Origin of the sequence: Mesorhizobium sp. M0074 (assembly GCF_040322975.1) — a bacterium.
GTDB lineage: Bacteria > Pseudomonadota > Alphaproteobacteria > Rhizobiales > Rhizobiaceae > Mesorhizobium.
This window is the reverse complement of sequence record NZ_JAMYUM010000027.1, coordinates 1-22168: the sequence shown is the minus strand read 5'-3', so window position 1 is coordinate 22168 and position 22168 is coordinate 1. Positions and strand designations below refer to the sequence as shown.

Genomic DNA, 22168 nt, shown 5'->3' with positions numbered 1-22168 from the left:
CGGAGAATAGGTCATGATCGCAAAAGGGACTTCAGACGTTCGAGCCCAAGTTCAAGGTGCTCATCCGTTTCTGGTGTGGTGAGTGCGACCCGCACGGCCGCCGGCTTCGGAGGACCGTCGCTGCCGTCGATTGCGAACATATCGGCTGGTCGGATCAAGAGGCCCTGCTCGGCCGCGGTGGCGACGAAATCGACGGCAGAACGGGGAGAAGGAACCGGCAGCCAAATGTGGAGAGCGCCCGACTGCGAATAGAAAGGGACATCGCGCAAGATCCGCCTTGCGATGTCTTGGCAATGCAGAGCTCGTCCAGCGATGGCAGCGGCGATGTCTTCAATCGCTTTTTCTACAATCAGTCTCGTCGCAATGTCTGCTGAGAGGGCGGATGGAAACCAGAACGAATGTCTTGCGGCCGATTGCACCAGCGTTTCAGCCGCATTCGCGGACGGCGCCACCATGTAGGCCACCTTCAAACCCAGAGATACGCACTTAGACAAGCTTTGGATATACCAGACGACATCCGGCCCAAGCGCTGCCAAGGGGAGCGGCGCCGCCGCATGCAGTGGACCAAGGACATCATCTTCGATGACGAGGAGATCGAATCGTCTTGCCAGTTCGATAACGGCCTGACGGCGCTCCGATCCCATTATTGCCGTGGTTGGGTTATGCAGCGTCGGATTGCAAAAGAGCGCTTTGGGGCGATGGCGCTCACAAGCCGCTTCGAGCGCTTCGGGCAGTAACCCCTCCTCATCAATCGCAACCGGCTGGAGAATGAGGCCGAAGCGCTGTGCCAGGGGGCGCAAAACCGGGTAGGTGAGCGCTTCCGCAAGAAGAATCTCCCCTGCTCCGACCAACTGATAGAACAGCAGGCCGAGAAGACTTTGGGTCCCATTGGCGAGGATGATGCGTCCTCTTTCCGGCGCCTGCCCCAGACGTAGCGCCAGCCAGAGCGCCGCAGCCTCTTGATCGGCCTCCGTGCCGGCGAAGCGGTTGCGTCGCATTGAGCGCGCCAGGGAGCCGGATGCTGCAAGCATCCCCATGGCCTCCACCAAAGCGGTCTCAAGTTTCGGAGGAGCGGGCGGAATGGCACGGGAGAGATCAATCGTCCCGCGCGGCATAGCGGAGTATGACATCGTCGACCTCTTTGAATTTACCGTTGGTCAGCGAAGGCACTATTGGGCCTGGAGCGTCCATGCACGAGTCAGCCAGATGGTTTCGATGGCTGGTTGGTCGGGGATCATCCGCTCGGTTTCTTTGATGATGCGTCGCCACATGTCGGCAGAGACCTGACTGGGAACATCGTGTCCGGCTTTCCAAGTCGCGAGAAACCTATCCGGTGTAAAAATCCGTTTGTGACTAGCCTCGGCGTAGAGGACTTCTAAGAAGCGTTCGCCGGTGTCCAAGCTATCCATGATTTCGGCCACGGAAATCCCGGTCCGTTTGAGGCTTCCGGCGAGACGCTTGACCATCTCTTCAATGGAGCACTGCAAAGGGTCCTTCCGGAAATGCCGGACATTCCAGATGAGTGTGAGAAAGCCACCGGGCACGAGAATTCGATGAGCTTCGGCAAACATGGCGAGGGGGTCAACGAACTGATAGGCGTTGCCAAGTAACACCCAGTTCACCGAAGCAGGCGGCAAATTAGATTGCTCAGCCGTTCCTTCTACCCATTCAAATCGCTGGTCGTTGGGTGCGAGTTTACGGGCCACCGCGCGCATATCCTTGTTCGGCTCGACGGCGAAGCCACCGATTTCCGCTTCCTTGAATGATCGCAGCAGGTTCCCGGTCCCGGCACCGAGCTCGGCTAGCCAAATGGGGCCAAACTGTTCAGTAACAGTTCTCGCTAACGCAGACAGCACTACGTCCGAATAGGGCGGTCTCTGGCCGTATTCAGACGCATTGGGAGAAAAATCCCCCCATTTGACGGCCGGTTGAAGTGCGGTTCTATTCATGGAGAAACTCCTGTCATGGAATGCTTTTGCCTAGGTCCAAATCAGTACGCGCCCAGCGAGGAAGGCTGAGGCCGTGGTGCCGAAGGCGACAATGACCAAATACATCGCCCCCCCAGGTGCGGGGACGCGCAGTGGGCTGACATGCAGGCAGCCGAGCAGAAGAAACGATGCTGTTACGATAGGAACGAAGATGCCGTCTGGAATCCATGGGCGAAGAATAAGAAGCGTCGCTAGAAGCGGTCCGTCGTAAGACAGCGGGACACCCGTGAAATATCCAGTCGTCAAACCGAAATTGCTAAAATAACTGAGCCGGAGTGCACCGGCGACGAGAAGGACGATTCCGACGATGATCGAGGTCAGTTCGCCCCCTCCGAGGCTCATGACTACGGCGGCGGGTATAACGCTGCCGTAGATGAGGTCGCTGAAGCCGTCGAGACTCTTGCCGATTTTCGCTGCTTCGGGACTTCTATTCTTTGTGCGCCCAGCGATGACGCCGTCAAGCTGATCAGCTAACATCGACCAAAGCGAGATTGCGACTGCCAGTTCTGGCTGCCCCACGAGCAACTCGCGCAAGGCCAAGCCAGAGAAAATAATTCCGCTTGTGGTAATGGCGTTGGCGGGATCAATGAGGTAGCGAAGCATCTTCCACCCTCCCAGACTTGGTCGTCACGCGATATCCCGTGCCGTCATGAACATAGCTTCGGCGAAACGCAGGTCCGCCTCGTTGTCGATCTCGTACCATTTGAGGTCGTCGCACCGGGCGGCCGCGATCTGCAAGCCTTTCTCGCGCACCAGGTTCGACAGAAGTTCTTCGGTATAGGATTTGACGGCCCCTTCGCTAATGATGTCATTGAGATGCGGAACGATCGTCCGGCGCAGATCTTCTCCGGAAAAGCGGATCAGGTTCATCATTTTGAAGAGAGACGGCGAACCATCATTAAGGTTCGCTGCCGTCTGCTTCATCCGCACTTCGGCGATGTAGCCGTTGTTCGTCAGCACGACAGCGGAACCTTCCATCGCCGGGCTGAACGGCGCGACGGCAGCGACATTGTCCGCATCCTCCAGCGTCAGGTAGCGAAGCGCATCCAGCTCGAAAAACACGTCGCCTTCGAGCAGATAGGTGTCCCCGGCCAAGAGCGCATCGCGCGCCAGCCATAGCGAGTACGCGCTACCAGTGCGGTCGAAGACATCGGATTCGATATAGTCGATGCCGAGATCGCCGAAGCGTTGGCCGCAGGAATATTGGATCGCGTCTTTGCGATAGCCGACGACGATCGTCACCTCCCGCACGCCGACGGCCTCGAGGTTCTGCAAGGCGTTGTGAAGGATCGGCGTGCCATTGATTTCGACCAACGGCTTCGGCCGCAGATCGGTGAACGGATGCAGGCGCGAGCCAAACCCCGCGGCAAGAATCACCGCCTTTCTCGGAACAGTTGCAGTCATGGGTCTAAGTCCCTCTATTTCGGTTTGGGTTTCCGACGATTCCTTCGGTTCCAGGCGTTAAGGACGCCGACCACACGCTCGAGGCCTACCTCGAGTTGCTCGGGCGGCAAGCCATAGGAGAGCCTGAGACCCATGGGATCGCCGAAGGCGGTGCCTGACACGCCGGCCACGCCGGCCTGCGCGAGCAGTGCGGCCACGATGTCGTCAGCCGTCCTGGCGTACCCATTGGCGATCGTCGACCGCAACAGGCCGGACAGATCGAGATAGAAATAGAACCCGCCCTGTGCTTCAGGCATCGGCACGCTCTGCAGCTCGGAGAGGGCGGTAAGCCCAGCCTGCCGCGACGCCGTCGTTCGATCCTTGAGCCGGGCTTCAAAGGCACCATCTCCCTCACAGAGGTGGTGCAGCACTGCGTGCTGGGCAACGACATTCGGGTTCGATGTCGTGTGCGACTGAAGCGCCTTGACAGCCGAGATCAGTTCCTTCGGCGCAGCGAGATACCCGATGCGCCAGCCGGTGAGGGCCAGGCTTTTGGAGAAGGCATTGACGATCACCGTCCGGGCCCGGACCTCCGGGGCCAGCGACACGATCGGATGATGCCGATGGCCATCATGGGTGAAGGGGCAGTAACATTCGTCGAAGATGATCCAGAGGTTCCGATCCATCGCCAGCTGGGCGATGCCCGCAAGGGTCTTCGCGTCGTACACAGCGCCGCTGGGGTTGGCGGGCGTGTTGACGACGATGGCCCGAGTCAGCGGCGTGATGACGCGTTGAATGTCATCGATCCGTGGAACGTAGCCGTTTGCTCGCGTGTCGATATGGACTGGGGTGCCGCCGGCGATCTGGACCTGCGCTGGGAATGTCGTCCAGTAGGGTGCGGGAATGATGACTTGGTCGCCGGGATTGATCAGTGTCATCGCCACATTGAAAAGAGCCTGCTTGGCACCGTTCGTCACGGCGATCTCATCGGCACGCCAGAGCTGTCCCGTCTCGACCGAGACCTTCCGTGCCAGCGCCTCGCGCAACTCCTTCAAGCCAATCGTGTCGGTGTAGCGGTTCAGGCCTTGTCGAATGGCCTCGATCGCTCCGTCCCGGATCGTTGGTGCCAGATCGCTCCAGATTTCGCCGGCCGTGAGATCCACAATCTCCATCCCGGCATCGGCGGCAGCCTTCGCCGCGGCGCGGGCGGCCGCTGTGCCCGACGATTTGAACAAGTTTGTCCGTGACGCTAACATGGGCGTCTCCATCTTTTTCGGCAAAACCGCTTACCGCGGCTGTCCTTGGCCATTTCTCTTCTGCCGCCGAGAGCTAGCCGTAGTTCATCAGTTCGAACAGCTCGTCGAGCGTCGCGACTTCACCTTCAATACGGCAATGCTCTCTTTCTGAATGATGCGGTCGCACACGTGACGTCCCCCTCCTGAGCTAATTGTCGATTGCTTAATTGGTCCGAGTCGCTCGGACGTCGCTCCGCTGTCCGCTTCGGCAGATACTGTTCTTCCGCCTGAGCCAATTCGTCGTAGCCCATCAAACTGAACAGTTCGTCGAGGCCCGCAACCTGGTCCTCGATCCCGGCGATGCTTTCTTCCGACCGAATGCGGCCGCAGGCGTCACGCATGCCAGCGATCGCCGCCCGCATCGAATGGTTGGCCCAGATGACGGTCGAAATGCCGGCATCACGATAGACTGAAGTCGGGGTTTTGTAGTATTTGGTAGGGACGATGACGACTGGCAGCTTGTTGTTCCATTCCTTGGCGAAGGTCAGGATCTCGTCTGCGACCGCCTCGCGGGAGTGGATGAGGATTGCGTCGGCGCCGGCCTCTGAATAAGCGTCGGCCCGGCATAGCGCCTCATCGAGACTGTGACCGGCGATCAGCGCCTCGATGCGCGCGACGACGACGAAATCCGGTCCCGTCGTGTCTTTCACAGCCTCGAGACGGCCGCAGAACTCGTCAATGTCAGCGAGCAGATGCCGATCGCCGACGAAGGAGTTGATTTTCGGGAACCTCTTGTCTTCAAGGCAGATGCCGCTGGCGCCGCGTTGCTCAAGCTTCCGCGCAACCAAGCGAGCATTGTTGAAATTTCCGAAGCCGCTGTCACCGTCGACAAGAACAGGGATATTCGTCGCATCGACTATGTGCTCGACGACATCGACGACTTGCGTCCAACTCGCTTCGTTGGCGTCCCGATAGCCAAGCGCCGAGGCGATGGAAAGACCAGACGCCCAGAGCCCTCGAAAGCCGGCACGCTCGGCAATCGCTGCCGAAAGCCCATCATGGGCTTCCATCAAAAACGTCAGTTCGTTCGAAACAATGAGCTCGCGAAGGGACGTCAATGAGGCGGTCACCGGCAAGACTTTAGCCCCGAACGAAACCGCCTTGCTCATTGTATGACCTCCTCCATAAACTCAGAGCCAATGAACCTCGGTGAAACGGGACGATTACTCATCGTCGCCCTGACCTTGCTGGAGAAAAGTTCCTTGGCCTATAGATGCGCAACGGTCGTGAGAATCGCTGGAAGCGGCTCCGAAGCGCATGTTACAGTTCAGGCAGCAAGAGCCATGCCAGCTAAAAGGCCGTCGTTATTGCAATAGGTTGGCTTTGCGCGGCTGGTTCCGTTTGTTAGCCACGATACAATTCTGTCGGGATCGCGACAGAGGGAAGCTAGATCACAGTGCCAGGGTAGCAGATGCCTCGTAGGCGTATGTCCAGGGTCAGGCGAGTTCTTCGCTGGCAACACCAGCCAGCGTCGCCCAGATCAAGCAGCAGATCGAGGAGACCACCTCGGACTACGACAAGGAGAAGCTGCAGGAACGTCTCGCCAAGCTGGCGGGCGGCGTTGCGGTGATCCGCGTCGGCGGTGCGACGGAAGTCGAAGTCAAGGAAAAGAAGGACCGCGTCAATGACGCCCTCAACGCGACCCGCGCGGCCGTCGAAGAAGGCATCGTTCCCGGCGGCAGCGTTGCCCTGCTGCGCGCTTCGCTGAACATCAAGGCTGTCGGCGCCAACTCCGACCAGACCGCTGGCATCAACATCATGCGTCGCGCGCTGCAGGCTCCGGCCCGTCAGATCGCGGCCAACGCCGGTGCGGAAGCATCGATCGTTGCCGGCAAGATCCTCGCGTGGCCATGGTTCTCGCCTCTACGTTGGCGGGCGGGCTGAATGCCACAAATGCTATTGCATCAGAAAAGGCGAAGACTGGCCTCCAAACTCGGAACAACCCGCTTCAGCCGGGCGACGAGGTCGTCGCTTTATCAATTTCGGCCCGTTGCGAGACGACCGCAAGATTTGGTTCCAATGATCCGAATGATCCGGTCGACGGCACCGTCAACAAGACCATCACCGAGTGGTTGGCGGCCGGCAATAAGGCCGAGTGGAAAGTCGACTTCGGTCTGGACGGCCCCGCTCTCGGCGACGCAGAAGACGAAATTGACGATTCCGGCTATGGCACGAATCTCTTCCTGACCCGGCCGGAGACCAAGACAGCGGCATTGATCCACACCGAACGCAGGTACTGCCCCACCGCGGCCTGTTCGATAATTCCGAGGGCATTCTCGAGAACACCATTTCAGCTGCCGACAACGCCCTCAAGCATGGGTTCCATGGTGTCGAATTCGACCTGCGTGCTGACAAGAACAGCCATCCCTGGATGATGCACGACGCGACGCTCGGGCGCATCACCGGCGATCCGAACAATTGCCTGATCTCGGAGGTCTCTTCCGAGGAAATCAAGAATATGAGCCTCTCGATATGGAATCCCATCACGAACGAACACACGCCGGCACTCGATCGCAACGGCAATCCGCAAAAGACAGAAGACCTCCAGAGTATTATCGATTATGTTCGCGCGACAAAAAGAGGCGGCGACGAATTCAACGTCCTCATTGACCCAAAGGACGAAGGATCGACGATCGTCGCAATCACGTCTGTCTCGGCACCTGGAAATGCTGGACGTGCGCAGCCACCTAGGCATCAAGATCTATTCGACCTATGTCCCCACTACCGATCGCGTCATTGCGAACTGGGACAAGAAGACCACGAATGTACTTAATACGCTGGAGCTGGCCAACGTCGCCGTCCAGGACAACAAGCTAAACCTGATCCCGGTCCTCATCACGACCGAAGACGTCCGGTCTTCTCACATCATAGACGACTCAGTCACCCAGGCCGTCAATTGGCTGACCTCCTTCGACAAGCTGGGCGACCTCGCCATGGTAGAAATCTCCCGCTTCAAGGGATCGCTACCTCAGAGGAGATGAATCAGGTGGCCAAGAGATTCAGGCGGCGGGCGAGAAGTTCGCCAGCACGCCTCTCACAATGTCCTATATCTCAGAAGCTTTCTCCGTGAACGGCCGGAAGTTTTACTACGGCCGTCAGGGAGTGCCGATCACGCTGCCCGGCCGTCCCGACATGGATTTGCGTGCCACTTTCGGCGCGCTCGAGCCTTATGCAGACGTGCTAGTGAGCGACAATCCCTATCTAGAGACGCTCTATGCGGGTGGCTTTATCAGCGAAGGCAATCACGCGGATTATACCTTCCCGACGGACCCCCACTACAATCCGGCCTCTATCCTTGACGCGCCCAAGAATATCGTTGGCAAGCCAAGCTGGAAAGCGCCGGCGACTGGTCGATAGCCACGCCAACTCAATTGGCTGCCGTTGAGCCGGCGCCAAACCGGCCTTGAATCGGGCTGCCGGCCGTTTACAAGTACGGCCGATCCGACGGGGAGATCCTGCGAACCGAAATGATGACGAAGGAGAGTTGTCGGTAATGACCACTACGGCCGCCCGCTCCCCCAGACGGGTGCCGTAAACCGCCAGCAACAGAAGGCCCTGGAGCCGTCAGGCAGTCTTGAGTGAAGGTTCTGCCAAACTCCTCGATCTCAGCGGGAGGCCTCTGCGCATTGGAGAGAGTGGCGAGCCCGAAAAGATCGTCGCGATGCCTTGGCGGTCTTCAAATCGACCGCGGCCTTCGGCTACAACGCCCAGACCGGCGAATATGGCGACATGATCGCCATGGGTATCGTCGATCCGATCAAGGTCGTGCGCACGGCTCTCCAGGACGCGGCCTCGGTCGCCGGCCTGCTCGTCACCACCGAAGCCATGATCGCGGAGGCTCCGAAGAAGAGGTCGGCTGGCGGCGGCATGCCTGGCGGTATGGGCGGCGGCGGCATGGGCGGCATGGGTTTCTGAGGGGTTTTGTTGCAACGGCTGAATAGGGGCACAGAGAGGCCCTGATGCGAGGTCAATCAGGCGGCGAGGATTTCGAACTGCTCGGCCGAGGACGGATTCGGATTGAAGGCGTACCTCGCCTGTCGCTTGCGCATCATGTGAATCATTTCGATGCCGGTCAGGGTGGTGGCTGCGGTGGCCGTCGATTTGAAGCCGAGCATCGGCCGGATACGGCGCTTGATGCGCCGATGGTCCTGTTCGATCCGGTTATTCAGGTATCTACTCTTGCGGATCCGGATCGGCTTCAGCCGGCGCCGGGAGCGATCCTGCAAGCGATTTGTGGTGTCGCAGGAAACGATCGCCTCCCGATTGGTCTGGCTACCGTCGATGACGACGCGATCCGGTCGGCCATGACGCTCCAGCGCCTTTCTGAAGAAGCGTTTGGCCGACGGCAGGTCGCGCTGCTCGCTGAAATAGAATTCGATGGTGTCGCCGACACTGTCGATGGCGCGATAGAGATACATCCACTGGCCACGGACCTTGATGTAGGTCTCGTCGACATGCCATTTGCCGGTCACGCTACGCTTGCGCCGGTTGAAGCGCTCCAGCAACAAGGGCGCGAAACGGACCGTCCAGCGGTGGATGGTCGTGTGATCGACCGTAATGCCGCGCTCGGCCATCATCTCCTCAAGATCACGCAGGCTCAGATTGTAGGCCAGGTACCAGCGCACGCAAAGCAGGATCACAGATTGGTCGAACTGGCGGCCTTTGAACATCGCAATCCTCCGAAATGGTTGAAGGATCCCTTGCCACTCGAGAGTAACAAAATCGTTGCAACACATCCTGCTTCCATGCCTAGTGAACAAATGTCTTGTCGAGATCACGCGAAGTCGGCGAGACGGTCAAAGCTCGCGAAGTGAAACCAGACCGTCTTCCGTCATTCTGCCCGGAACGTCACAAGCCGAGACGTTCTAAATTTAACGTCCGCTAATCTAATATGGATCTAAGCTCTCGGGAATCGCCGGGCGGCTTGTTGACGCTGTTCTTGCCGCGGTGCTGTCCGGATCGGTCGATAAGGCTGTTGCCGCAGACGCGAGGCATAGACGCTCACGTCATCCATTCAACCAGCGTCGCCGTGAACCGTGAACACCGACGGGCGAAAACCGACAGGCTAGACACGGCCATGCTGATGCGCGTGTTCCTGGGTTGGCTGCGTGGCGAGCGTGGCCACTGCCGCATGGTGGCGATCCCATCACTGGCGGAAGAGGATGCCAAGCGGCCGAGCCGCGAGCGGGAGAACCTGGTCAGCGAGAAAACGCGGATAGTCAATCGCATGAAAGGGGCGCTGGCTCGGCTCGGCATCCGTGGCTTCAAGCCCGAGCTTCGCCGGGCGCCGAAGAAGTTGCCGGACCTGCGCACTTCGGAAGGACAGCCGCTTCCGCCGAATATGCTGGAAGAGATGCGGCGCGACATGGCTCGGCTTGCGGTGGTGCGCGATCAGATCACGACGATTGAAAAAGCCAGAATTGCCCAGCTTGAGCAGGCGCCCGCGTCGGGGTGTAATGCAATGGTTGTGCTATTGGCGCGCGTGATTGGTGTCGGGATTGAGACAGCCGACATGCTGGTCCACGAGGTGCTTAGCCGCAACCTCAGAGACCGGCGCGCGGTGGCGCGTTACGCCGGTCTGACAGGCTCCCCCGACGAGAGCGGATCGAAACGACGCGAAAAGGGGTTGGCCAAGGCAGGCAACGCCCGGGTGCGACGCGGGCTGATCCAATTGGCCTGGCGCTTCCTGAGATTCCAAAAGAATAGCGAACTGACGCAATGGTTCCAGGCACGAGCGGCACAGGGCGCCCGCAAGACGACGATGATCGTGGCGCTCGCACGCAAGTTACTCATCGCGCTCTGGCGATTGGTTACCGTCGGCGAAATCCCGATGGGCGTCACATTGCGCCCGATGAACTGAACACACTGCAGGGCGCCTGACGGATCAACCGCCGTAATGACGCCCGCGCGTATCGATTCGAGGTGGCGGTGTCCCGATGGACACCATGGCGTTATTTGCTGTCATGAGAATGGGCCCGCCGCCTCGGAGCCTTGCTGCTGAAGCCAATGACTGCTTCATGGTCCGGGTCTTTTGCAGACCCACCGAATACAAGGTTGCGGCGTAATGCGATGCGCCCAAAGGCAGGCTCCCCTCGAATTTGATGCTCGCGGACCAATGCACAAGGCAGTGACCAACCGTTCTGTTATGGCTATCCTGACCGCTTTACCGCGAAATCAGTGAAGGCCCCTTGACAACGAAATCCCCATACAAGGTGTCCAACAGACAACAGGCAAATAGACAGGAATATGACATAAACCGTGGCATGTGACTGCGCAAATCGCATCAGGCGCTGTTGAGGGGTTGATCGATAAGGCCAGTTGCGACGGCAAAGTCAAATGGTCGAGGATGATCAGCTCGAGTCCTGCGTCCGCACCAGCCATGGCTTCGCGGAGATCCGCCTCATCGACGCTTTGCGACAGCTCTTCCAGGATTGTCTTAAAGACGATGTAGGCAGTTGGCTGGCTCAGATACGCTCGGCCAGCATTTTAATGCCGAAGCCGATCAAAAGTGTGCCGGTAAGGCGATCGATCCACCCCCCTGATTTCTTGTAGGCCGCCTGTACGGGCGGCGTAGACATCACGACGGCGACAAAACCGTACCACAGCATTTCCAGAATGAAGCCGCCAGCCAGGACTGCGAGTTTTAGGGGGATGCCGGCATCTGCAGGTATTGCCATGGCATAGAGGCCCAAGAAGAACGCAATGCCCTTGGGATTTGTCATCTCGACCAAAGTTCCCATGTGTAGGCCTGACCAGAAAGTGCCACCCGTCGATTTTACGGCCTCGTCACGTGAGGGAGAAGCAAACCAGCTATTTAGCCCAAGATAGATAAGATACGCACCTCCGACGGCCTGCACGGCAGTAGCTAGCCAATCCACTCGAGTAATCAGGATGGCGAGGCCGGTCATGGACAAGACCGCGTAGAGCGTGGCCGCGAGAGACAGTCCCAGTGTTGCCCCCAGAGCTGACGGCAGAGCGCCTGACATCGACAGGCGCGAAACCAGGGCAAAATTGGGGCCTGGGCTGACTATGATGGCTGCATACAGCCCTAACGTAGTGAAAATGATCCACAAATTGTGTTGCATTGGTGCCTTTCCGGATATTCCTGATCAGACGAAAGATCTATGCGGCTGTTCGCGATTGTCGGAGTTTTTGATGATGGCGGAGATTTTCTCCAAAGCAATCTTCAGGTCGGAAAGCTCAGGTCCACCAACGCAGATGCGAATGCCGCCGTCATCGGCAGCCGGATCCGCGGCCGTCGCTGCCGGCGGGGTGACATGAATGCCGACTGCATTGCTAGCAATCGCAAAGCTTTCTGCTTCTTGGCGCCGCATCGGCAGCCATATGTGGAATCCCTCGTATTTAGGGAATACCACGCGGTCTGCGAGGAATGATCTCGCTAAGTTCAGGCGTCTGGACGATTCTACACCGATCGACGTGCGAACGGACTCCGCTACGCCGTTGACGAGCAATTCGGCCATGACCGCGCAAGAAAACGGGGACACCATCGACGATGTGGCAGAAAGCGCGATTGCAGCACGGCCGACAAAATTCTCGGGAACGACCAAGGAGCCTATCCTCAACCCTGGACTGACGGTCTTGGATAGACTGTTGGCATAAAAGGTCCTCTCGGGAGCAAGCATCGCTAAGGGAGGGTGATCGGTTGAGCCGAGGGAATAAACGTCGTCCTCTATGATCAAAGCATCCCACTTGCGGCAGACTTCCACGATGTCCCGCCGGCGGCCTATCCCCATTGTCGCAGTGGTAGGATTATGCATTGTAGGTGTTACGTAAACTACGGCACCTTTCTGGCCGTCGCGTGGACGTTGCAGGGCTTCATCGAGCACGTCCGGTCTCAGGCCTTCACCGTCTACCTTCAAACCGACGAGACGGTATCCAGCATATCGAGCAAACGAGATCGCGCCCGGATAGGTCTGCGACTCGCTAAAGATCGTTCCCCCCGCTTGGTTCGTCACTGAGAAAGCAACTGCTAAGGCCTGTTGCGCACCGTTGCACAGCAGAACGTTGTCTGCCTTCGCCTGCATGCCGAGACCCGCAAGCCATTGTACCATCTGCCTGCGATGCTCGATGTGCCCTCCGTCAGGCGGATACTGGGCAAACAGATTGGGATCGATGCCGCGTGAGATAGATGCCAAGGTCCTCCCAAGCATGCGCTCGCTGAGAAGGCGGGGCGGCGTGTTCACACTCAGATCGATTACGGCCTCCCTCGTCCCCGGCAAGGCGGCCACGAAAGTACCCCTTCCTCGTTCGCTCCGTATCAGCCCACGCCGCTCAAGGACAGTATAGGCTTTCGTCACTGTTCCTACGCCAATTCCCAGCCGGAACGCGATGTCACGGTGGGGTGGCAGCCGGTCGTCTGCACCGAGCCTGCCTGTAAGAATGTCGTCAGCCAAAGCTGTTACCAGTCGATCCGACGGAGCGGCTTTCATGGCCGCAAGATACGGTTCCCAAGGCGATTTTAGAAGCATCACAACTCCAAAAATAGTGTCACATGACACTATTACGTTTGCGAGGAAGTGTAACAAGAAATACACGTTGTGCAACTTGCCAAGTCGCAACTGGCAATTGGAGCCCGAGCAGCCACGCCAGTAGGACGTCGTGTCACGGGCCGTTCCGGGCGACTTGTCAGCGAAGCTATCTCACCCTCGAACAGGAAGGCGCAAGCGATGAGCGACAGGTGTCTTTTTACCCCCGGGCCTTTGAACCTGTCTTCTGCCGTCAAGGACGCAATGAGGGTGGACCTCGGATCGAGGGATCCAACTTTCAAGCAGGTCACACAACAATTGAGAGACCGGCTGTTGCTCATAGCCGGCGGCCAGCTGTCGCATTCGGCCATCCCGATTCAGGGTAGTGGCACCTATGCAATGGAAGCAGCTCTTTCGACCTTCATCGGCAAGGGAGACAAAGCGCTCGTCTGCATCAACGGGATTTACGGTGAACGCATCGCGCAAATCCTATCGAAAAGCGGTATCGACTTCGAAGCTCTCCGATTCCCAGCTTCCCTGCCAATAGATGTCGCCGAATTCGAGCGGGCAACAATCTTGGGCGAGCGTTTCACCCATGTCTGTTTCGTTCACTGCGAAACCACCACGGGACTGGTCAATCCGATGCACAGTCTCCTGAAAATCGGCCGACGGCACGGACTCGTAACCGTCGTTGACGCAATGAGTTCTTTCGGAGCCCTCACTGTCGATGTCGAAGCTGACGGCATCGACATCTTGGTGTCGTCGGGAAACAAATGCATCGAAGCGCCTGCTGGCGTCGCTTTCGCCTTAGTCTCGAACCGATTGCTCGGCGCTGGAGTGTCTCACGCGCGATCATTCTGCCTCGACATCTTGGACCAATGGCAACACTTCGAACAGCATCAGGAGTGGCGCACGACGCCCCCGACCCATGTGGTGCAAGCATTCGACAAGGCACTCGAAGGGCTTCTAGAAGAGGGGATCCCCTCAAGGAACAAGCGCTATTGCAAAATCCGCGACAGGATCCTTGGTGGCATGAAGGCACTCGGATTCGGAACGGTCGTTCCGCAGGAGTTCCAGTCCCCTGTTTGCCTGGCCTTCCACTCAGCCGATCTCGTTCCGGACAAGGCGGCCTTCGAGAGCTTCTACAAATGCCTCGCTGAACATGGAATTTGCATCTACGCGAAGCTCCACGAGCAAACCAGCACGTTCCGAATAGGATGCATTGGTCAGATCCCAGACTTTTGGATCGACAAGCTTCTCGGTGTCACAGCCGGGCATTTCCGCATCTCGACATCGTTTTCAGTCCAGGCCGCCTGATCTGGGGCGAGACAAGGAGCACCGAATGTTTAAGAAAGCCAAAGGGCCGGAATCCTGGATGCACCCGGCGACCGCAGCACTGCATGCAGGTTTCAGAAGCGATCCGGCGACGAAGGCTGTTTGCGTACCAATATACCAAAACACCGCATACGAATTGGATGGCGACCTTTCCAAGATCGCCAACATCTACAATGTCAAAGAAGACGGGTATACTTATACCCGCATTATCAATCCCACGACTAGGGCGCTGGAGAGACGATTCGCGGCGGTGGACAACGCGTCTGACAGCTTGGCTGTCTCATCCGGCCAGGCTGCGACTTTCATAGCGTTGGCCAATCTCTGCAGCGGCAGGCCCGGCGACAATGTTGTCGCTTCGCCGTATCTCTACGGGAACACGTGGAACCTGCTGCACAACACCTTCAGAAGGCTCGGCATCGAGGCCCGGACGGCCGAAAACTCTGGTCCTGAAGCTTTCGAAAGGCAGATAGATGACCGCACGATATGCCTGTTCGGAGAGTGTATCTCCAATCCTATACTGGACCCGTTGCCGCTGCGCCAACTGGCAGAGATGGGGAGAAGGAGGGGCGTACCCGTCGTGGTAGACAATACTACGACTCCGCTTGTCTGCCGGCCTGCGAAACTTGGTGCACATATGGCAACCTATTCCGCCACCAAGTATGTTTGCGGGCATGGGACCACGCTCGGCGGGATTATCACGGATTATGCCAGTTTCCCTTTCCAGGAACATGCGGAACGCTTTCCCTTATTCGCAGGCCCCGACGAGGCGCACGGCGACATCCTTTGGCACGAGGCTGTGCGGGATCTCGACGACCTGGGCAAGAGCCCAGCGCTTCTGAAAGCGCGCATGACGTGGCTGCGCGACGTCGGTGCTTGCGCCAGTCCCTTTAACAGCTTCCAACTCCTGCAGGGACTAGAAACGCTGCATTTGCGAATGCGCGAGCATTGCGATAACGCCCAGGCAGTGGCTGAGATGTTGAAGGACCATCCAAAGGTCAGCAAGGTGACCTATCCGTCCCTGTTCACTGGCAGGAAGAAGGAACTAGCGGATGACCTATTCGATAGGAACTATGGCTTCGGGGCCATGCTCATGTTCGAAGTCAGCGACGCCGCCAGCGGCCGCATCCTCATAGAGAACGTCGACATGCTTTACCACGTCTCGAACGTGGGTGACGCCCGCACTCTCATCACTCACCCCGTTTCGACGACCCATACGACGGTCCCCCGTGAAAAGCGTATGGCGGCCGGTATCAACGACGGGACCATCCGACTCTGCGTCGGTCTTGAACATGTCGACGACATCATGCGCGACCTGGAACGCGCCTTGTCGGCTTTGGGTTGAAAAACTGCCAACCACCAACATTTCGAGGAAAACATGAACGTTCAAGATGTTTGGCCTCTAAAGGACCACCGTTTCGAAAGTGCCCGCTTTCCCTCCGGTATCAAAAAGTCGCTCGCTGCGCTACGCCCGGACAACGTCACTGGCGTGCTCTACATCGCGAAAGATTACGCGGTCATAATCGCTTTCGCCGCACTCGTGTCGTGGGTTTCCTGGTGGTTCTATCCGTTGGCGGTGCTGTTTATCGGGGCGCACCAAAGAGGCTTGACCACGATCGCGCACGACGCGGCACACAAGACCCTGGCGAAAAACATCAGGCTGAACTACCTCCTCGGCATCCTGTTCGCCTCTTATCCGTTGTTCCAGCGCCATTGGGCCTACCGGATTTCACACGTCCACCTGCACCATCCGCACCTTGGAGATCCGCAGAAAGATCCCGATCTCCAATTCTTCCTGGCGAGCGGTGTGTACGACGTGCGCCACCCGAAGAGATATTTTTGGGACATCGTTGTTTTCCCGATGCTGGGAGGAGCGACATTGGCCTACCTGAGATACCTCTTCACCTACAGGTTCAGTGTCGGCAGCACTGAAGGGGACTACACTGACAAGACGGGCATCTTGGTCGACAAGTGGGGTTTCTTTGCCTTCTGGCTGGCTGTTCTGGGCGCGTCGGTGGCGTTCGGGTTCTTCGACAAGCTCGTGCTTTTCTGGTTTGTTCCATACCTTACGACCTTCCAAGTCATCGGCTGGTTCACCGAGATCGCCGAGCATTCGCCAATGTGCGAAACGGAGAACAAGAACCTGTACCTGACCAGAAACCGAAAGGGCAACTTTATCGAGCGCAAATTGCTGGGTGTGAATCTGGACGAATATCATCTCGAACATCACCTTTCTCCCGGCATTCCGTTCTGGCTGCTCAAAGAGGCGCAGAAGATTCGGATGGCGGACCCCGAATACAGCAAGGCGGCGGCGACATGGGGCGGCCTCTTCTGTAAGGGGCCGGAAGGACAGGCAAGCGTTATCTCACAACTGATCGATCGCAACAGAAGGCTGTACGAAGTAAGCCGGGCAGAGCAACCCTGCTAATGGCTAAGGCGGCCGTCTCGTAGATCTTGGAGAGAGGCAACGATGCCACTGGTCGGAGTTACCGCAAACCGTCTCGTCGACGACGGAGTTCACCGGGAGTGGGTCCGCAGGCGATACATCGATGCACTTGAGATATTCGCCGATGTCGATGTCGTGATCCTGCCGACGCGATCGTCGGACGACGCAGAAGGCGTCCGGAAAATCGCCTGCCGTCTCGACGGACTTGTCCTCACCGGAGACGAATCGAACCTCGATCCCGCCTACTTCAGGCGATCCGGCGCGCCACGCCCTTCGCCGTCAGAGGATGGGTATCGCAGTGGAGCATCGGATCCTTTTAGAGACCTGATGGCAAGTTCGTTCCTCTCTGCCGCTCTTGCTGCGGGGACGCCGATCCTTGGCATCTGTCGGGGAGTTCAGGAACTCAACGTCCTATTCGGCGGCGACCTCTACGAAGACATTTCGAGCAAGAAGGGTATGCTGTGCCACACGGAAGACGTAACCCTACCGCGGGACAGGCAGTACGACCCGGTTCACGAAGTGCTTGTTCAGCCCGACGGAATTCTCGCGGAAATCTTTGATGGCTACGAGTCCTTCAACGTCAACTCGCTTCACAACCAAGGAATATCAGCGCTTGGAAAAGGTCTCGTCTGTGAGGCTGTTGCCTCCGACGGCTTGATAGAGGCTGTCAGCGTAGCCAATGCCAGATCTTTCCAGTTGGCAGTGCAATGGCATCCTGAGTGGCATGTAGCAGAGGATGACTTCTCCAAGAAGCTTTTTCAGGCATTCGGAAAGGCCTGTAAGGCTTGGAGGTCTCAACCCAAGCCCGGTGCCTAACCGATGGCGGCATCTTCTAGTCTTTAGAGTCCGGACTTATAACCAGAAGCTGACGGTCGCGGCGATGCAGACTGCGGCGAGGAAATTAGTTTCGAGGCGATCGTATCTCGTTGCGATCCGGCGGAAATCCTTGAGGCGGCAGAACATGCGCTCGGTTGCGTTCCGGTCGCGGTAGAGGAAGGGTGAGAAGCAGTTTTTCCAGATGCGATTGGCTTTGGGCGGGATGTTGGCGAAGGCTCCCCGTTCACTGATCTGGCGGCGGATGGCGTTGCTATCGTAGCCCTTGTCGGTATTGACGGGACCGGTTTCTGGCATCTGTCCGAGAAGCACCTCGCCGCCTTGCAGTCCGCGACCTGGCCGCGCTCCAGAGAAGTGACGGAGCCTGGGCACATGAAACGCGGACTCCCAGAGATAGACATTCAGATCCCTCGAGCTCTTGATCCCGTGCCATGCCCGCTCGATGTGCCCAAGCTGCATCGACAGATGGAACCAGTGGAGAATGTGGGTGATGGGCTCCCTTGTGGCGCTCAGGACGATTCCTTGTGGTCCAACGTCACCGTCGCTGAAAATGGTGACGTCGCTCAATGTCGTGTGCCGGTCACGATGTCGCACTGCACTTAAATGTGAGATTGCGGCCAGCTGAGACCGGTAATTTCTCTGGGGTCGAATACAGGTTGTTAGGCCCGCGTAGTCCATGAGCGCCGCTTTGTTCGGAGGGAAAGCGATGGCGGTGGAATGGACGATCACGATCGAGGGCAGGAACGAGTTCGGAGACGTTTGCCGGAAGGCGGTCCGCATCGACAAGAGCTGGGAACGTCTGTTTGACGGCGACCTTGGCCTGTCGATCGAGGACAGCAAGACCATCATGGCGGCGCTGCAGAGCGCGGTCGTGAACCATGAGGCGGAGACGTATTCCCTCTTTCGTCGGGTCTGCCCGGATTGCCACAGGTTTCGGCCGGTCAAGGACTACACGACGCGACGGATCCGGACTGTCTTTGGCATCGTGGAGGTGCGCAATCCTCGTTGGATGCTGTGTCGGGATTGTTACCCAGGCATGGTCGATGCCTTTGCGCCGCTGCGGGAGATCTGCCCGGATCGAGCGACATCCGAGCTGATGGAACTGACGGCGCGGCTGGGGAGCATGATGCCGTACCGGCAGGCTGCGAGAGTGCTTGCCGAATTCCTGCCCGTTGAGCCGACCGAGACGCATGCCACCGTGCGCAAGCGAACCATCAGGATTGGCGAACGGCTCGACGATCAGGTTGCTGAGGAAGAATTGCACGCAAGGGCGCAAACCGACGAACGACGCCAGCTTGAAATGCAGCTTCCCGGCGATCGACGCAAAGAGTTCGTCATCAGCATCGATACTGCGCATGTTCGCAGCGCCGATTCCAATTCCGCGCGCAACTTCGAGCTCGTTGTGGCCCGATGCGGCCGCGGCGGGCGGGGCGAAGGCGGCGGTCGCTATTTCGTGACCGGCAGCACCGACCAACGGGCAATCCGGGATCGCGCCCTTCATGCCCTTCGGGAAGTAGGCTACCGCGGCTTTGGCGATGTGACGGTGATTTCGGACGGCGCCGAAATCCTGAAGCGGCTACCCCGCGCAATGCCGAAGCCGACGGCCCACATCATCGACTGGTTCCACATCGCCATGAAGGTCCAGCCGATGCAGCAGATCGCCGATCATATGGCTCGATCCCGATCGGGTCTCTCTGAAGCGCTTCCCGCAATCGACCGTGACATCAGAGCGGTGAAGTGGCGCCTGTGGCATGGGCGGGTCGATCGCGCGATCACCGATCTGGAGCAACTCTTGGAGAGGGTGAAGGCTTCGCAAGGAGACAGCGAGTTCTCCATCGCCCGACTTCAAAGCCTCGGCTTGCAACTCCTGACCTATATCCGTTCGAACCGCGGCGCGATCGTCAACTATGGCAAGCGCTACCAAGCCGGCCTTCGCGTCGCAACGACTCTGGCTGGATCGGCGGTGAATTCACTTGTCGGCAAGCGGATGGTCAAGAAACAGCAGATGCGGTGGTCGCTCCACGGTGCTCACATGCTCATGCAGGTCAGGACGGCAGATCTCAACGGCGAGCTTCGCAATCGATTGCGGGCACCGTTCCGACAGCCAGAGCCGAACGTGCCACCACTATTCAAGCCCAAACCGCCTCTCCTGCGCGCCGCCTAACCCCAGAGAAGTTACCGGTCTCGTTAAGGGAGGACGGCAACCACCCCATCTGCCAAGCGACAGTTGTAGATCGAGGCGTCGCTGACCCCGTGCTTGCGGCACAGATCGGCAACCGATACCCCGGCCTCATGTTCCTTCAAAATTCGGATGATCTGCTCTTCAGAAAAGCGGCTACGTTTCATGTCCTGGTCCTCTCGATGGGCCAGAACGAACGTCAACCGGATTAGATCAGCGGGGCAAGGTCACCGCATGTCGGCCATGAATACGCCAACCCAATTACATTGTTGGAAATAAGTAACTCGAGCGAAAACGTGCAATTTGCCTTCGACACGTACCCTAATCGCGCAGAGATATCAATTTCCACATCCTGGAATTCAATGAACTGGTTGTACAGCGGGAAATACGCCTTATATACCGCCTCTTTCAGAACGAAGAGGTCCCGCCGCTTGAGCAGATGTAGATCGTACATGCGTTGCTCGTTAGGGGTGGCAATCAATTCGATCAGGTTCTCCGGCAGAGGTTCATTAGGCTCAATGTCGATGCCGAGAGCCGCAATCCTTTTCGTCCCTGCAATGGCGGCGGCTGCTACGGTATCGTGGTGCGCCAAAGATCCGACGACGCCGGGTGGCCAGATCGGAACACCAGAGCGCGTCTTTAGGATCGGCAGTTGTGGGAATCCCAGTTGCCCAAGGAGTGTTCTGGCGACTACTCTTGCAGCACCGCTTTGGCGGCGAACTTTGGTAACAGCGCGTCCCAACGAGGTAACTTCGGAAGCGTATAAGGTGGAGTCGTCGCCCGGTTCTATTGGACGGATGCCGACGAGGATGTTCCGTTGATCAATTGCGATAATCTCCATCTGTTTGGTTCCTTTGAGCTTTTCGAATGAGAAGCTCAGCCAATGCAGCTTGGCCTTGGAATTGACTCGGTTCGGTCGTCGATCAGCAGCGGCGGCGGACCACATATGTTTCCCATCTTTGGATCACCGAGCCAGAACTCCTCCGACATTTGGGGATTGTCGCGATCCGAGACCGAACCTCGTCTGGGTGCCAGAACCTTCGGTGCAGTTCGCTAGGGATCTTTTTCAAGAACCCCGGTTAAAGGCGTAGAAATGGCTCGGGCCAGAGCCTTGCGGTTTTCCAGAACACTCATCATCGTCACGTGGTCGCCTACAATCGGTACGGCAGTAATGGCCTCCGGACTCAAGACCCGGTCCCAGCCGCGCATAGGCGAACGTGCCTCTGGGCATAATGAACTCTTAGCTTGTCGTGCCCGAGAACTGAAGAGAGCCTCGGTGGCATAAAACTGATGTATCTCAATTGGCAGGGTTGGGACTTGGTACGCCTGCAGCGCCTCGTGAAACCGGGCGGTCCTTTCATACATCAAAACATCGTTATGGAGATTACGATCCAGAGGTATTGCCCCAATTTGCTGCCCCTTTTCAAGCAGCTGAGCGATTGAACTTTGTCCAGCAAATTGCTCCAACACTTCGAAGCTCTCATCATCTAAGGGTTCAAAAGAATCGAGCACGACGTCTCGTACCATTTGGATGGGTGATATCTTTGTCACGTTTGCAGGTAACGTAACATCGATCAACGCCATGAAAGAGATAGCTTCATCGAGACCCAGTAAGAGCTGGGCTTGGGCGTAAGCCAAGATCCCGCCTGATGAGTATCCAGCGAAACGATACGGACCCTGCGGCTGGATCTTTCTAATCGCCACGATGGTCTCCGCGGCTATCGCCTCAAGAATTGGTGGACAACGGTTATTGAAGGGGGGCCATGGCAGAGCGTAGACGGGACAGTCTACGTCCATTTCCTCCACCAGACCGACGACATAGGAACAATCGCCAAAACCTGTGGGGACAAAGAAGAGCGGTGGCTGCGATCCGGTTGGTCGAATGGAAATCACTCCGCGACTCCTGGGCTGTGGCTCCAAATGAATCTTCGATGCAAGTTCCTTCAGAACAGGGGCTTGGAAGAGGTCAGCGGCGCTAAAGTCCAGCCCAAGATCTAATGCTCGACTGAGCAACTGCACCGCCAGGAGCGAGTGGCCACCCAGCTCGAAGAAGTGGTCGTGGCGCCCGATGCGCTCGACCCCGAGAAGCTCCGCCCAGATCTGCGCCAGCGCCATCTCGATCGCGCCGCGCGGCGCCTCATAGGCCGCCCGCGCATAGGCGTCGTCGTCGGGAACAGGCAGCGCCTTGCGGTCAAGCTTGCCGTTGGCCGTCAGCGGCAGCGCCG

The 22168-nt window shown here is 58.1% G+C and carries 20 protein-coding genes and 6 pseudogenes; 12 read left to right on the top strand and 14 right to left on the bottom strand.

The window, feature by feature from the left end; all coding sequences use genetic code 11:
• Window positions 1-11 precede the first annotated feature (11 nt).
• From NKJ73_RS28630 to aepX, 6 genes are all read right to left on the bottom strand, one after another.
• Window positions 12-1031 (bottom strand): aminotransferase class I/II-fold pyridoxal phosphate-dependent enzyme, encoded by a 1020-nt coding sequence (locus NKJ73_RS28630; protein ID WP_352571898.1) that lies wholly within the window; start codon window positions 1029-1031, stop codon window positions 12-14.
• A 138-nt stretch (window positions 1032-1169) separates the two neighbouring features.
• Window positions 1170-1949: a class I SAM-dependent methyltransferase gene (locus NKJ73_RS28625; protein WP_352571897.1), complete on the bottom strand. Its 780-nt coding sequence runs from the start codon at window positions 1947-1949 to the stop codon at window positions 1170-1172.
• A 30-nt stretch (window positions 1950-1979) separates the two neighbouring features.
• Window positions 1980-2591, bottom strand: a complete 612-nt coding sequence (locus NKJ73_RS28620) for a CDP-alcohol phosphatidyltransferase family protein (RefSeq protein ID WP_352571896.1) — start codon at window positions 2589-2591, stop codon at window positions 1980-1982.
• A 24-nt stretch (window positions 2592-2615) separates the two neighbouring features.
• Window positions 2616-3392, bottom strand: a complete 777-nt coding sequence (locus NKJ73_RS28615) for a phosphocholine cytidylyltransferase family protein (protein WP_352571895.1) — start codon at window positions 3390-3392, stop codon at window positions 2616-2618.
• Window positions 3393-3406: 14 nt separating this feature from the next.
• Window positions 3407-4627: an aminotransferase class I/II-fold pyridoxal phosphate-dependent enzyme gene (locus NKJ73_RS28610; RefSeq protein ID WP_352571962.1), complete on the bottom strand. Its 1221-nt coding sequence runs from the start codon at window positions 4625-4627 to the stop codon at window positions 3407-3409.
• A 125-nt stretch (window positions 4628-4752) separates the two neighbouring features.
• Entirely contained in the window at window positions 4753-5775 is a 1023-nt protein-coding gene (aepX, locus tag NKJ73_RS28605; RefSeq protein ID WP_352571894.1) for a phosphoenolpyruvate mutase, read from the bottom strand.
• A gap of 361 nt (window positions 5776-6136) precedes the next feature.
• Here aepX and NKJ73_RS28600 point away from each other — a divergent pair.
• The 6 genes and pseudogenes from NKJ73_RS28600 to NKJ73_RS28575 form a co-directional block, all read left to right on the top strand.
• Window positions 6137-6508, top strand: a pseudogene (locus NKJ73_RS28600) (TCP-1/cpn60 chaperonin family protein); the annotation flags it as partial.
• 2 nt (window positions 6509-6510) lie between these two features.
• On the top strand, window positions 6511-7041 hold the full coding sequence (locus tag NKJ73_RS28595) for a hypothetical protein (RefSeq protein WP_352571893.1): 531 nt from the start codon (window positions 6511-6513) through the stop codon (window positions 7039-7041).
• On the top strand, window positions 6939-7439 hold the full coding sequence (locus NKJ73_RS28590; protein ID WP_352571961.1) for a glycerophosphodiester phosphodiesterase family protein: 501 nt from the start codon (window positions 6939-6941) through the stop codon (window positions 7437-7439). Before NKJ73_RS28595 ends, NKJ73_RS28590 begins: the two co-directional genes overlap by 103 nt.
• Window positions 7342-7647 (top strand): hypothetical protein, encoded by a 306-nt coding sequence (locus tag NKJ73_RS28585; RefSeq protein ID WP_352571892.1) that lies wholly within the window; start codon window positions 7342-7344, stop codon window positions 7645-7647. Before NKJ73_RS28590 ends, NKJ73_RS28585 begins: the two co-directional genes overlap by 98 nt.
• Window positions 7648-7732: 85 nt before the next feature.
• Complete coding sequence (locus tag NKJ73_RS28580) at window positions 7733-8023, top strand: hypothetical protein (protein WP_352571891.1); 291 nt, start codon at window positions 7733-7735, stop codon at window positions 8021-8023.
• A gap of 330 nt (window positions 8024-8353) precedes the next feature.
• A pseudogene (locus NKJ73_RS28575) lies at window positions 8354-8581 on the top strand (TCP-1/cpn60 chaperonin family protein); the annotation flags it as partial.
• A 56-nt stretch (window positions 8582-8637) separates the two neighbouring features.
• On the opposite strand, the gene NKJ73_RS28570 reads toward NKJ73_RS28575, so the two are convergent.
• Window positions 8638-9336, bottom strand: a complete 699-nt coding sequence (locus NKJ73_RS28570) for an IS6 family transposase (RefSeq protein WP_352571890.1) — start codon at window positions 9334-9336, stop codon at window positions 8638-8640.
• Between the two features lie 317 nt (window positions 9337-9653).
• Between NKJ73_RS28570 and NKJ73_RS28565 the strand changes: the two are divergent.
• Window positions 9654-10526 (top strand): annotated as a pseudogene (locus NKJ73_RS28565) (IS110 family RNA-guided transposase); the annotation flags it as partial.
• 604 nt (window positions 10527-11130) lie between these two features.
• Here NKJ73_RS28565 and NKJ73_RS28560 read toward each other — a convergent pair.
• Together NKJ73_RS28560 and NKJ73_RS28555 are read right to left on the bottom strand one after the other, a co-directional pair.
• Window positions 11131-11751 (bottom strand): LysE family translocator, encoded by a 621-nt coding sequence (locus NKJ73_RS28560; RefSeq protein ID WP_352571888.1) that lies wholly within the window; start codon window positions 11749-11751, stop codon window positions 11131-11133.
• 24 nt (window positions 11752-11775) lie between these two features.
• The gene (locus NKJ73_RS28555) at window positions 11776-13155 is read right to left on the bottom strand and encodes an aminotransferase-like domain-containing protein (protein ID WP_352571887.1); all 1380 of its coding nucleotides are present in this window, start codon (window positions 13153-13155) and stop codon (window positions 11776-11778) included.
• Window positions 13156-13353: 198 nt separating this feature from the next.
• Here NKJ73_RS28555 and NKJ73_RS28550 point away from each other — a divergent pair, with 198 nt between their 5' ends.
• Genes NKJ73_RS28550 through NKJ73_RS28535 form a run of 4 tightly spaced genes read left to right on the top strand, consistent with a single transcriptional unit; the run spans window position 13354 to window position 17746 of the window.
• Window positions 13354-14469, top strand: a complete 1116-nt coding sequence (locus NKJ73_RS28550) for a 2-aminoethylphosphonate--pyruvate transaminase (RefSeq protein WP_352571886.1) — start codon at window positions 13354-13356, stop codon at window positions 14467-14469.
• 25 nt (window positions 14470-14494) lie between these two features.
• Window positions 14495-15829 carry an O-acetylhomoserine aminocarboxypropyltransferase/cysteine synthase family protein gene (locus tag NKJ73_RS28545; RefSeq protein WP_352571885.1) on the top strand — a complete coding sequence of 445 codons (1335 nt, stop codon included), beginning with the start codon at window positions 14495-14497 and terminating at the stop codon, window positions 15827-15829.
• A 33-nt stretch (window positions 15830-15862) separates the two neighbouring features.
• Window positions 15863-16912 carry a fatty acid desaturase gene (locus NKJ73_RS28540; RefSeq protein ID WP_352571884.1) on the top strand — a complete coding sequence of 350 codons (1050 nt, stop codon included), beginning with the start codon at window positions 15863-15865 and terminating at the stop codon, window positions 16910-16912.
• A 42-nt stretch (window positions 16913-16954) separates the two neighbouring features.
• The gene (locus tag NKJ73_RS28535; RefSeq protein ID WP_352571883.1) at window positions 16955-17746 is read left to right on the top strand and encodes a gamma-glutamyl-gamma-aminobutyrate hydrolase family protein; all 792 of its coding nucleotides are present in this window, start codon (window positions 16955-16957) and stop codon (window positions 17744-17746) included.
• 36 nt (window positions 17747-17782) lie between these two features.
• Here the strand turns inward: NKJ73_RS28535 and NKJ73_RS28530 are convergent.
• Both NKJ73_RS28530 and NKJ73_RS28525 read right to left on the bottom strand, forming a co-directional pair.
• A pseudogene (locus tag NKJ73_RS28530) lies at window positions 17783-18114 on the bottom strand (transposase); the annotation flags it as partial.
• Window positions 18115-18118: 4 nt separating this feature from the next.
• Window positions 18119-18325, bottom strand: a pseudogene (locus NKJ73_RS28525) (hypothetical protein); the annotation flags it as partial.
• A gap of 145 nt (window positions 18326-18470) precedes the next feature.
• Here NKJ73_RS28525 and NKJ73_RS28520 point away from each other — a divergent pair.
• A complete protein-coding gene (locus tag NKJ73_RS28520; RefSeq protein WP_352571882.1) occupies window positions 18471-19928 on the top strand; it encodes an ISKra4 family transposase in 1458 nt (485 codons plus the stop codon).
• Between the two features lie 32 nt (window positions 19929-19960).
• On the opposite strand, the pseudogene NKJ73_RS28515 reads toward NKJ73_RS28520, so the two are convergent.
• From NKJ73_RS28515 to NKJ73_RS28505, 3 genes and pseudogenes are all read right to left on the bottom strand, one after another.
• Window positions 19961-20110, bottom strand: a pseudogene (locus NKJ73_RS28515) (transposase); the annotation flags it as partial.
• 41 nt (window positions 20111-20151) lie between these two features.
• Entirely contained in the window at window positions 20152-20889 is a 738-nt protein-coding gene (locus NKJ73_RS28510) for a 4'-phosphopantetheinyl transferase family protein (protein ID WP_352571881.1), read from the bottom strand.
• A gap of 107 nt (window positions 20890-20996) precedes the next feature.
• On the bottom strand, window positions 20997-22168 hold a 1172-nt coding region (locus tag NKJ73_RS28505), incomplete at its 5' end, for a thioesterase domain-containing protein (RefSeq protein WP_352571880.1).

Excerpts from the sequence above, each read along its gene's own strand:
- NKJ73_RS28630 (WP_352571898.1), bottom strand. The coding sequence starts at position 1,031 with ATGCTTGCAGCATCCGGCTCCCTGGCGCGCTCAATGCGACGCAACCGC.
- NKJ73_RS28625 (WP_352571897.1), bottom strand. The coding sequence starts at position 1,949 with ATGAATAGAACCGCACTTCAACCGGCCGTCAAATGGGGGGATTTTTCT.
- NKJ73_RS28620 (WP_352571896.1), bottom strand. The coding sequence starts at position 2,591 with ATGCTTCGCTACCTCATTGATCCCGCCAACGCCATTACCACAAGCGGA.
- NKJ73_RS28615 (WP_352571895.1), bottom strand. The coding sequence starts at position 3,392 with ATGACTGCAACTGTTCCGAGAAAGGCGGTGATTCTTGCCGCGGGGTTT.
- NKJ73_RS28610 (WP_352571962.1), bottom strand. The coding sequence starts at position 4,627 with ATGTTAGCGTCACGGACAAACTTGTTCAAATCGTCGGGCACAGCGGCC.
- aepX (WP_352571894.1), bottom strand. The coding sequence starts at position 5,775 with ATGAGCAAGGCGGTTTCGTTCGGGGCTAAAGTCTTGCCGGTGACCGCC.
- NKJ73_RS28570 (WP_352571890.1), bottom strand. The coding sequence starts at position 9,336 with ATGTTCAAAGGCCGCCAGTTCGACCAATCTGTGATCCTGCTTTGCGTG.
- NKJ73_RS28560 (WP_352571888.1), bottom strand. The coding sequence starts at position 11,751 with ATGCAACACAATTTGTGGATCATTTTCACTACGTTAGGGCTGTATGCA.
- NKJ73_RS28555 (WP_352571887.1), bottom strand. The coding sequence starts at position 13,155 with ATGCTTCTAAAATCGCCTTGGGAACCGTATCTTGCGGCCATGAAAGCC.
- NKJ73_RS28550 (WP_352571886.1), top strand. The coding sequence starts at position 13,354 with ATGAGCGACAGGTGTCTTTTTACCCCCGGGCCTTTGAACCTGTCTTCT.
- NKJ73_RS28545 (WP_352571885.1), top strand. The coding sequence starts at position 14,495 with ATGTTTAAGAAAGCCAAAGGGCCGGAATCCTGGATGCACCCGGCGACC.
- NKJ73_RS28540 (WP_352571884.1), top strand. The coding sequence starts at position 15,863 with ATGAACGTTCAAGATGTTTGGCCTCTAAAGGACCACCGTTTCGAAAGT.
- NKJ73_RS28535 (WP_352571883.1), top strand. The coding sequence starts at position 16,955 with ATGCCACTGGTCGGAGTTACCGCAAACCGTCTCGTCGACGACGGAGTT.
- NKJ73_RS28520 (WP_352571882.1), top strand. The coding sequence starts at position 18,471 with ATGGCGGTGGAATGGACGATCACGATCGAGGGCAGGAACGAGTTCGGA.
- NKJ73_RS28510 (WP_352571881.1), bottom strand. The coding sequence starts at position 20,889 with ATGTGGTCCGCCGCCGCTGCTGATCGACGACCGAACCGAGTCAATTCC.